At 70.8% G+C, this 2,053-nt stretch carries 2 protein-coding genes and 1 pseudogene; all 3 read left to right on the plus strand.

All coding sequences use genetic code 11. The features are described from left to right. A pseudogene (locus K2X24_RS12460) lies at positions 1–333 on the plus strand (branched-chain amino acid ABC transporter permease); the annotation flags it as partial. A gap of 15 nt (positions 334–348) precedes the next feature. Further along, the gene (locus K2X24_RS12465) at positions 349–1,368 is read left to right on the plus strand and encodes a branched-chain amino acid ABC transporter permease (RefSeq protein WP_292498462.1); all 1,020 of its coding nucleotides are present in this window, start codon (positions 349–351) and stop codon (positions 1,366–1,368) included. Continuing rightward, a partial coding sequence (locus tag K2X24_RS12470) for an ABC transporter ATP-binding protein (RefSeq protein ID WP_292498464.1) occupies positions 1,365–2,053 on the plus strand: 689 nt, incomplete at its 3' end. The genes K2X24_RS12465 and K2X24_RS12470, both read left to right, overlap by 4 nt.

Consider the following 2,053-nt stretch of genomic DNA (forward strand, 5'->3'; position numbering starts at 1 on the left):
TCGAACATGGCGCTGCTGGGCTACGATACGCATGCCATCAACACCGCCGTCTTCGCGCTGGGCGCCGGGCTCGCGGGACTGGCCGGGGCGCTCGCCGCCCCCATCCGGGGCGTCGAGCCCTTCATGGGCGTCGAGGCGCTGGGCATCGCCTTCGTCGTGGTGGTGATCGGCGGGATGGGCAGCTACGCCGGGGCGCTCGCCGCCGGCCTCCTCGTCGGCATCGCCCAGAGCCTGATGGCCACCCTGTGGCCCGAGGGCGCACGCCTCGTCATCTATCTCGGCATGGCCGGCATCATCATGGCGATGCCGCGCGGCCTGTTCGGCCGGGCCTGAGGGAGAGTTTTCGCGGTGATTCCCGTCCTCGATCGACCCCTCGTCCAGTTCGGCCTCGCGGTTGCCGTCGTGCTGATCCTGCCCGTGACCATGCGCTCGGGCACGCTGGCCAGCGAGATCCTGATCTTCGGCCTCGCGGTGGCCGCCTGCAACCTGCTCCTCGGCTACACGGGCCTCCTCTCCTTCGGCCAAGGCATCTTCTTCGGCCTCGGCAGCTACGTCGCCGGGCTCGGCCTCGTCCGGGCCGGCCTGCCGGCCCCCGTCGTGCTGCTGCTGGCATTGGGCGGTGGCGCCCTGGTGGCGGCCGCCGTGGGCTGGGTCTCGATTCGGCGCCAGGGCGTCTACTTCGTGATGCTGACGCTCGCCTTCTCGCAGATGTTCTACTTCCTGGCCTACACCTTCAGCGGTCTCACGGGAGGCGACAACGGCCTCCTCGACATCCCGCGTCCGAGCCTTGGCGACACGGTGCTGAGTGGTCCCTGGGCCTACTACGCCTTCGTGGCCGTGCTCTTCCTCGCGCTCTTCGCCGCCCTGCAGCGGGTCGCGCTCTCGACCTTCGGGCGCACCCTGCTCGCCATCCGCGACAACGAGGGCCGGGCCGGGGCGATCGGCTATCCGGTGCGCGCCTTCAAGGTCGCGGCCTTCGCGATCTCCGGCGCGGTCACGGCCTTCGCGGGCGCGCTCCACGCCATGCTGATCGGCGTCGCACCTCTCTCGAACATCGACTACCACACCAGCGAGACCCTGCTGATCATGACGATCATCGGCGGAACCGCGAACCTGTTCGCCTCGCTCCTCGGCGCGGGCGCCTACCTGCTCGCCGCCGACGCCCTCTCGGCGATCTGGCCGCGCTGGCTCCTCCTCCTCGGGCTCCTCCTCATCGTCATCACGCTGTTCCTGCAGCGCGGCCTCTGGGGCCTGATCGAGCGCGCCGTCGCCCTGGTGACGCGGGCGCCGCCGCCGGAGGATCCGGCCCCCGACCGGCCGGTGGTGAGCAATCCCGACGTCGCACCCGCATCGGAGGCGACCCGATGAGCGAACCCATTCTCGCCACCGACGCCCTGAGCGTCCGCTACGGCAGCTTCGTCGCCCTGCAGGACGTGACCCTGCGCATCGCCGAGAACAGCGTCCACTCGATCATCGGCCCGAACGGCGCCGGCAAGACCACCCTGTTCCACGCCCTGACCGGCCGGATCGCGCCCTCGGCCGGGCGCATCACCCTGGGCGGCCGGGACATCACCCGCACCTCGGACCACGAGCGCGTGCGCCTCGGCCTCGCCCGCTCGTTCCAGGTCACAAGCCTCTTCCCGACGCTCAGTGTTCGCGAAAACCTGCGGCTGGCCGCGCAAGGGCGGACGCCCTGGCAGGCGCTGGCCCCCTGGCGCCGGGCCGAGGCCAACCGGCCGGTGCTCGCGGTCGCCGAGGCGATGCTGGAGCGTCTCGAACTGACCCGCGTGGGCTTGCGCGCCGCGGGCGAGCTCTCGCACGGGCAGCAGCGGCGCCTCGAGGTCGGGATGGCGATGGCAGCAAGCCCGAAGGTCATCCTTCTCGATGAGCCGACCTCCGGCATGGGTATCGACGATATCGCCGCGATGACGGCGCTGATCCGCGACCTCGGGCGCGACCACACCGTCCTGTTCATCGAGCACAACATGGGCATCGTCATGAACATCTCCGACACCGTGACGGTGATGCGCGCCGGCCGCGTGCTGGTGGAGGG

It is taken from the genome of Methylobacterium sp. (assembly GCF_019750675.1).
In the GTDB taxonomy this organism is placed as follows: Bacteria; Pseudomonadota; Alphaproteobacteria; order Rhizobiales; family Beijerinckiaceae; genus Methylobacterium.